This window comes from Pseudaeromonas sp. HNCC25DJ180, from assembly GCF_055413345.1.
Map to the genome: position 1 here is coordinate 112135 of NZ_JBVAYF010000013.1, position 8423 is coordinate 120557.

3 protein-coding genes are annotated in these 8423 nt (G+C 58.8%); all 3 read right to left on the reverse strand.

Annotated elements, in window-relative coordinates:
• Nucleotides 1–35 precede the first annotated feature (35 nt).
• The 3 genes from ACZYTD_RS13200 to ACZYTD_RS13210 are packed head-to-tail and all read right to left on the reverse strand — an operon-like array spanning nt 36 to nt 8384.
• On the reverse strand, nt 36–6557 hold the full coding sequence (locus ACZYTD_RS13200) for a hypothetical protein (RefSeq protein ID WP_463892655.1): 6522 nt from the start codon (nt 6555–6557) through the stop codon (nt 36–38).
• Nucleotides 6558–6603: 46 nt separating this feature from the next.
• Nucleotides 6604–7500 carry a peptidyl-prolyl cis-trans isomerase gene (locus ACZYTD_RS13205; RefSeq protein ID WP_463892656.1) on the reverse strand — a complete coding sequence of 299 codons (897 nt, stop codon included), beginning with the start codon at nt 7498–7500 and terminating at the stop codon, nt 6604–6606.
• Nucleotides 7497–8384, reverse strand: coding sequence for a peptidylprolyl isomerase (locus tag ACZYTD_RS13210; RefSeq protein ID WP_463892658.1), 888 nt, complete (start codon nt 8382–8384; stop codon nt 7497–7499). The genes ACZYTD_RS13205 and ACZYTD_RS13210 overlap by 4 nt, the downstream gene beginning before the upstream one ends.
• Between the last annotated feature and the right edge of the window lie 39 nt (nt 8385–8423).

Consider the following 8423-nt stretch of genomic DNA (forward strand, 5'->3'; position numbering starts at 1 on the left):
GTTCACTCCCTTACTGCGCTATCTTACTGCGCTGTCTATTGTGCGATGGCTTGAGTCGATTGAGTGGTTGATGTGATTTCCGCCTGCAAGGCAGGCAAAGAGAGTTGCCCCGCCGCCACGGCGGCCAGCTTGCTTTGCCACTCCACAGGCAAAATCACATAACCGATATAATCCAGCGAGGTTAACGCCAGCGTCCCCTCGCTGTGGACCACATGATTGTCGATACGGCCGATCCCAACCGGGGCAATCACGCCGCGATCCTGATCGTAACCCACCAGGATCACCCGCTCTGTGCCCGTGGGGATGTAGTCATAACGGCCGTTATAGGCGGGCATGGTCAGGCTGATGCCAACCTGGCCTTCAACCCTCACCCCCTTGGGCTGGGCCGCATAGGCCCATAACGGCGTAAAACCCTCCATGGTGTTGGCGCCCAGTTGCTCGAAGGGGAGGAACTGGAAGTAGAGGCGACCCTGATCCCGGCTATCCGGGAACTGCAGATGGGCAGCGCTAAAATCCAGGCCCAACTCGCCATCAGAGAAGCTCACCTTGGACTGACCCGATGCCACCTGCTGGAAGGCCAACTCGGGGTTAAGCTGCAGCAAGGGGAGCATGCCCAGCTGATTGTTTACCCCCCCAGTGACCGAGATCTGCTGCTGCTGCATGCCAAAACCTGGCATCACCAAGCCACCATTGATGGTGAGGCGGTAACGTCCAGTCGGTATCTCTTGCCCTGCCGCCTCCTGGAAGCCAAAACTGAAGGCGCCATCGGCGTTGGTGACTGTCTTGCGGGCCAGCTCGCTCAACTCCACCACCACGCCCGAGAGCGGTTGGTTGAACTGATCCACCACATTACCCGTGATGAAGGTCGGCAGAGGGCGCACCTGATAGGTGAAGCGGCTCAACTCCTGCCCCTGGTAAGAGATGGTCACCAGCGCCTGGGCACCAAAGCCCAGCATTCGTTTGGCATAGAAGCTGATGCTCTTGCCGTCCGGCAACAGGGAGGGGTTCAACTCAACCCGCTCCTGATCCCGGTGAACCTCTTGCAACTGGTAGCCTTTGGCCTGCAGGAACGAGGCACCGGCTTCATCCTTGTTGAGATAGCTCTTGCCGTGCAGCGTCTCTCTGAGCTCCACCTGAAGCAATGATGTCTCTATCGTCTTATTGAAGTAGAGGACCAGAGGCTCATCGGGTTCAACCCCAGTGCTGCCACTTTGCGGCGTCACACTCAACAGCGCCAGGGGGATGCTCTTGTCATCCACCACCTTGAAGTGGCGCTGGGCGGTCGCCAGGACTTTCCCCCCCTGCACTACCTGATAGATCAGCGTATGGGCGGCCGCCTCGGGCGCGACGCTCACCTCGCCACTGGCTACTTGCTGATCGCTGGCCAAGGTGATGGGCGGCTCTTCGTCTAAGCGCACCTCAACCTTGGCATCGCTGGGCAGCTCACCCAATTGGGCAGCCACCTGCAGCGTCATCGCCGACCCCTGGCTCAACAACTCACTCTCATCGGCGGGCAGGAGTGGCTGCAGGCTGACACTCGTCAACGATTGCACCCTATACTCCCTGGCGCTCTGATTACCGCCCAGATCCCGGGCCACCAAGAGCAGAGGCAGACTATTGCCAGCCGGTACGGCCACCTGGGTCGAGAAGCGGTAGTGCCCTGTCTGAGCTTGAGGTTCAAGGGTCAAGGCCTGATCGTTGAGCGTCAGGTTGGCCAGGTTGTCATCACTCACCTCGCCGCTCACCAACAGGCTCTGCTGACTCACCCGGTTGATGGCCGGAGCCGGCTGCAAGGCCGCCACACTCAGCACGGGGGCAACACCATCGCGCGTAAAGTGCAACGCCAGTTTGGCACTCTTGCCCAACCCATCCTCGGCCTTGAGTAAACCATCCAGAACATTTTTCCCCTCGGCAAAGGCGAGTTGAGTGGTGAAATAGCCCATCCAGGTATCACCATTGGCATAGCTGTTCTGGCTGGAGATGGTAATGCGCTTACCCTCCAGGGTGAGCACAACGGGGCCAGCGTGACTCTCCACTTGCCCCTTCACCGTCACCGCATCGGCCGTGACCAGGCTGTTATTGGCGGGGGTCAGCAGAGTCAGAGTCGGGGCGGCAATCGCGTCACTATTTTGTGGCTGGTAACTGAGCGTCACTTCACTATCGGCTTGCGCCAAGGCCGTTTCCGCCAGCAGTCGCAGCGTGTTACTACCTATGGTGAGCGGATACTCTGCCAGCTCGAAGTGGTAGCGACCGCCCTCTAGCGGCGTCAGGCTGGCCGCTCTGTCGTTGATGAAGAGGCGCAGTATGGGGTCACCCTGCTGGCTGCGGATCTCCCCGGCAACTGTGGTGGTCGCCGAGCTGACCACTGAGTTGGTGGCGGGTGAGATAGCCACAAACTCAGGTGGCGTTCCCCTAAATAGGGTGATCTGCTGCTGGGTACGGTTGCCCTGATTATCCTCTGCCAGCACTGTGATCTGATTTTGACCCGGTTTGAGCGGCACAGTGGCCTGGAAGCTCTCGCCCTTGAGTGCGGCCACAAAGTCTGTGCCCGGATAGGCCGAGGAGCGCAACACCAACTGTTTGATGCCCGAGGCATCAGAGACTGAGCCCACTATCACCTGCTCAGAGGCCGCCACATGCAGATCATTGGCGGTCGAGATCTGCAACGTCGGAGCTTGGCGATCCGCACTCTGGCGCGTCAGCTTGAGTTCGGCACGACACTCACCATCCGGTGTCGCCAATATAAACAGCAGGCTATTGTTTCCCTCGGCCAGCGCTACTGTGTGGCTAAACCGATAATGGCCCTTCTCCGTCTGCGCCTCCGTTGGTGCCAAGGTCACGCTCTGCCCCGCCTGCGTCAGCATGAGCTGTGCCTGCGGCCAGAGGCTTATCACCTCGCCCTCGACTGTGACACTCTCGCTCTCCAGTGCGGCACCATCGGCAGGTGAGCTGATGGTCAGCTGCGGCAGCGAGCGGCGCTGTACGGCCAGCGTCTGGCTGGCACTCTGGTAACCCGATTTCTCGGCCAGCAAGGTAAGCTTGGATGAGCCCAGCGGCAGGGGGATGGCTTGGCTAAAGTGGCCATCGGCGGCCACGTTCACACTCACCCGCTCGCTACTCTTATCGCTCAGCACACTTAAGGTGACATCTGTGCCGCTACTGGTTTGATCCTGCACCACACCGCTCACCAGCAGGCTCTCGCCATCGGTTTGCGTAGCCTGATCGCTTGCCAGCGTCAGGGAGAGTGTCAGATCTGGCTTGGGTGTCACCTTGCGCTTGAGTTGGAGCACCTGCTGCGCATCGCCATCTGGGGTCTGCAGCAGGAAAGTGAAGCTGTTCTCCCCCTCGACCAGCGCCACACGCTGACTGAAGTGGTAGTGGCCGGTTGAAGTAGGTTGCAGCACCACGGCCTGCCCGGCCTGAGTCAACACTAACTGCTCTTGCGGCCAGAGGCTGATCACCTCCCCCTCGACCGTGACGCTCTCGCTCGCAAGCTCGCTACCGTTGGCAGGTGAGCTAATAGTCAACTGCGGCAGCGAGCGGCGCTGTACGGTGAGCGTCTGGCTGGCACTCTGGGAGCCCGATTTCTCGGCCAGCAGCGTCAGGGTTGACACCCCCAGCGGCAGCGGTATGGCCTGAGTGAAGTGACCATCCCCCTCCAGAGAAAGAGTTGCCACCACACCCTGCTTGTCGTTTAACACCTTGAGCTGGATACCGGCCCCCTGCTGCTGCTCATCTTGAGCCACACCACTCACCAGCAGCGTCTCGCCATCGGTTTGCGCGGCCTGATCGACCGCCAGCGTCAGGGTGAGCTTAGGTTGCGGTTGGGGTATTACCTTGCGCGTTAGCACCAAGATCTGCTGGCTGTCGCCATCCGGGCTCTGCAATAGATAGGTCAGGGTGTTGCTTCCCTCCGTTAGCACCACCTGTTGCTGAAACTGATAGCTGCCTGGGGAGACCAGCTCTAGCGTGAGGTTCTCACCGCCTTGATGCAGGGTGAGTTCACTCTTGGGCCAGGCACTCAGCACACGCCCCGTGACTGTCACTATCTCATCACTCAGCTCACTGCCATTGGCCGGTGAGCTGATAGTCAGTTGCGGCACAGAGCGGCGCTGCACGGCCAGCGTCTGGCTGGCACTCTGGTAACCCGATTTCTCGGCCAGCAGGGTGAGTTTGGATGAACCCAGCGGCAGAGGTATGGCCTGGCTGAAGTGGCCATCGGCGGCCACACTCACCCGCTCGCTGCTCTTATCACTGAGCACACTCAAAGTGATATCAGAGCCACTACTGGTTTGGTCCTGCACCACACCGCTCACCAGCAGGCTCTCGCCATCAGTTTGCGTGGCCTGATCGCTTGCCAGCGTCAAGGTCAGCTTGAGATCGGGCTTGGGTGTCACCTTGCGCTTGAGTTGGACCACCTGCTGCGCGTCGCCATCGGGCGTCTGCAACAGGAACGTAAAGCTGTTCTCCCCCTCGACCAGCGCCACTGTTTGACTGAAGTGGTAGTGGCCAGTTGAAGTAAGTTGCAGCGTCACGGCCTGCCCGGCGTGAGTCAGCACTAACTGCTCTTGCGGCCAGAGGCTTGTCACCTCACCCTCGACCGTGACGCTCTCACTCTCAAGTTCGCTGCCATTGGCTGGGGAGCTGATGGTCAGTTGCGGCACAGAGCGGCGCTGCACGGCCAGGCTCTGGCTGGCACTCTGGTAACCCGATTTCTCGGCCAGCAGGACGAGTTTGGATGCGCCCAAGGGCAGCGGGATGGCCTGACTGAAGTGGCCATCGGCGGCCACGTTCACACTCACCCGCTCGCTGCTCTTATCACTGAGCACACTCAAAGTGACATCTGTGCCGCTATTTGTTTGAGTCTGTGCTTGATCCAGCACCACACCGCTCACCAGCAGGCTCTCGCCATCGGTTTGCGTGGCCTGATCGCTTGCCAGCGTCAGGGTCAGCTTGAGATCGGGCTTGGGTGTCACCTTGCGCTTGAGTTGGACCACCTGCTGCGCGTCGCCATCGGGCGTCTGCAACAGGAAGCTGAAGCGGTTATCCCCCTCGAACAGCGCCACTGTTTGACTGAAGTGGTAATGGCCAGTTGAAGTAGGTTGCAGCGCCACGCCCTGCCCGGCGTGAGTCAGCACTAACTGCTCTTGCGGCCAGAGGCTGATCACCTCCCCCTCGATCGCCACGCTCTCGTTCTCGAGCTCGCTGCCGCTGGCCGGTGAGCTGATAATGATCTGCGGCAGCGAGCGGCGCTGTACGGAGAGCGTCTGGCTGGCGCTCTGGTAACCCGCTTTCTCGGCCAGCAGGGTGAGTTTGGATGAACCCAGCGGCAGGGGGATGGCTTGGCTAAAGTGGCCATCGGCGGCCACACTCACCGTTACCCGCTCGGCGATCTTGTCGTTTAGCACACTCAGGGTGATATCTGTGCCGCTATTTGTTTGATCCTGTGCTTGATCCTGCACCACACCACTCACCAGCAGGCTCTCGCCATCGGTTTGCGTGGCCTGATCCGCCGCCAGCGTCAGGGTCAACTTGAGATCCGGCTTGGGTGTCACCTTGCGCTTAAGTTGCAACACCTGCTGCGCATCGCCATCTGGGGTCTGCAACACAAAAGTGAAGCTGCTCTCCCCCTCGACCAGCGCCAGCTTCTGACTAAAGCGGTAGTGTCCACTAGGTCCGGACTCCAGAGTCAGAGCGGTATCACCCTGTGTTAGCTTAAGCTGCTCTTTGGGCCAAAGGCTGATCACCTCACCCTCAACTGTGACACTCTCATCCGTAAACTCGGCACCGTTGGCAGGTGAAATGATGGAGAGCTGCGGCACAGAGCGGCGCTGCACGGCCAGCGTCTGGCTGGCACTCTGGTAACCACTCTTTTGCGCCTGCAGGGTCAGGGTGGAGCGACCCAGTGGCAGGGCTATACGCTGGCTAAAATGCCCCTGACTGTCCGATGTCACAGCCTGACTCAGCCCAGTCAGGCTATTGCTGATGGTTAGCGTGATCCCTGCCGCACGGCCCTTATCATCCAGCACCTGACCAGCTAACAGCAGCGTCTCGCCGTAAGTGACACTCTCCTGATTGGCGGCGAGGGTCATCTGCAGCGGCGTCTTGCTGTGATCTTTACGTTTGATCTCGACCTGGTGCTGACTCTCCCCCTCCGGCGTCTTGATGATAAAGACAAATTGGTTAACCCCTGGCTGGGCCAACTTCACCGTGAGTGAGAAATAGTAGGTATAGAGGGTCGAACTGGCGGCCTGAACCAGATTCGATGACTTGCTTTTGCTCTTGGGTTTGCTGGTTGAGAGGGGAACACTCTTCCCCTCATAGCTCATGGAGAGAGAATCCAGCGCCCAGCGACTCTGGATTTCCCCCTCCAGAGTATATTCGTCGCTGTCCACTTCGACACTCTGGGTGGGGGTATCCAGCTGAAACACTGGCTTAGCCGCAACGGCCGAGCCCTGAGTCTCTTGGCCTTTTTTATGATCCGACCAGCAGCCGTTTAACAGCAGTAAGGCAAATAGAACCAATAAAAAAGGTGCGTACACCGACTGCCGTGTCATCCCTGTCTGCTCTCCATGCATGTAAATTTTAAGGTTGCTCGACCCACTAATCCGTTTTCGGGGTCAACCACTCTATCTTGGCTTGCGCCTTGGCCTGCTCTGAGGCCTCTCTTACCGCATCACGCAAGGCAAGCGGTGCCAGGGTTTGGCGGATCTCCCCACTCACTTCGGCAAGCGGCTTGGCCGGAGTCTGAATAAGTGACGTCACTCGCAGCAGGTAGTAACGCCCATTGACGTTCAGCAAGTCAGAGGTCGCATCCTTCCCCAGCTTGGCCAAGGCCTGAGCCAGCTCGTCAGGCAGTTGTTGATCGCTACTGCGACCCCGCACCAGTTGCAGATCAAACTCCTGCTGCCACTTGGCTGCCGCAGAAGGCCAGGCTGACGTGGCGCGAATTGCCGCCACCTGGGCGAGGAAATCATCCCGCTTCTGCTCCAACAGCTGCTCAGGGGTCGCCAGCAATTGGTACTCCCTGATGCTCTGAGCGCCATAGAGTTCGGGGTGTTTCTGGTAGTACTCCGCCACCAGCTCATGGGTGACAGGTTTGGGCTGAATATGCTCTTTGAGGTACTCGCGAACATAGAGCTCCTCTTCATAGGCCTGTGCCTGGTTATGGAGCTTGAGTCTGGTTTCCGCATCCAGACTCTTCTCGCCTAGCTGCTTCATGGCACGACTGATCACCAGACTCTGCAACATCTTTTGGCGCAGCTCAGGGCCATCCACCAGGGCGGTGGCGTTGCCGCTAAAGGAGCGCTCCATGGCCAGCTCCAGTTGCAGATCGGTTATGGCCTCACCATTGACCTTGGCCAAGACCTGCTCTTGCGGTGCCGATGTAGCGGGAGCCTCAGCCACAACAGCGGCTTTCTTAGGACCACAGGCGATGAGCAGAAGTGAAGCCATCACGCCGATGGCGGCGGTGAACCCAAGGTGACGAGCCTGCATCATGAAGCCACCTTGGCAGTTTTACTTGGAGCCGTTTTTTCAACCTCTTGTTTTTCAAGATCTTGCTTCTCAACCTCTATGCTCTTGAGTAGACGGTTGATCTCGGCATCCTTGGTCTCATTGCGCAGTTGGTAGCGAATTTCGCCCATCACGGCTTCCAGCGGTTTCTTCTGCACCTGAACCCCTTCGATCACCTTGACTAGGTGGTAACCAAACGGCGTCAAGATAGGTTCGGAGACTTCACCCGGCTTCATGGCAAAGACCCGCTTGGAGAAATCGGCATCGATGGCGCCTTGGCGCATCCAGCCCAGATCGCCCCCCTTCTTGGCGGAGAGGGTATCTTCCGAGCTGGCTCGGGCCAGGGCGGCAAAATCATCCCCCTTCATCAGGCGGCTATAGATCTCCTGAGCCGTCGTCAGTTTGGCCTGACGCTCGGTTTCCGCCATCTTGCCATTCAGCCGCACCAGAATATGAGCGATATGGATATTCTTGGACTCATAATCGGCGGCATGGGTGGCGTAGTAGTTGCGCACCGCCTCGTCCGTTACCTTGTCTCTTAGCAGCTGATCCATGTAACGGCTGATCACCATCTGCCGTTTAAACTCGGCCAACTCCATATCCAGCAGAGCCGGGTCCAGCGCCTTCTCTTTCTCTATCGCCTTGACCAACGCCTCCCGATTAACCAGATCATCCAGCGCCCGGGCAACCCGCCCCTGATCCTGCTGAGGAATGCGCTTGAACTTCAGATAGGCGTTAAACTCCTCCTGCGTCAGCGTCTGGCCATCAATCTTGGCCACCCCCTCCGGCTGGCCACACCCGACCAAAGCGGTGAGCAACAAGCCCAGACCAAGCCACGTTTTTTTTGGTGCCAATGAACAAAAGATCATTTACCCATCTCCATGATTGTTATTGCATGAAATCCATTT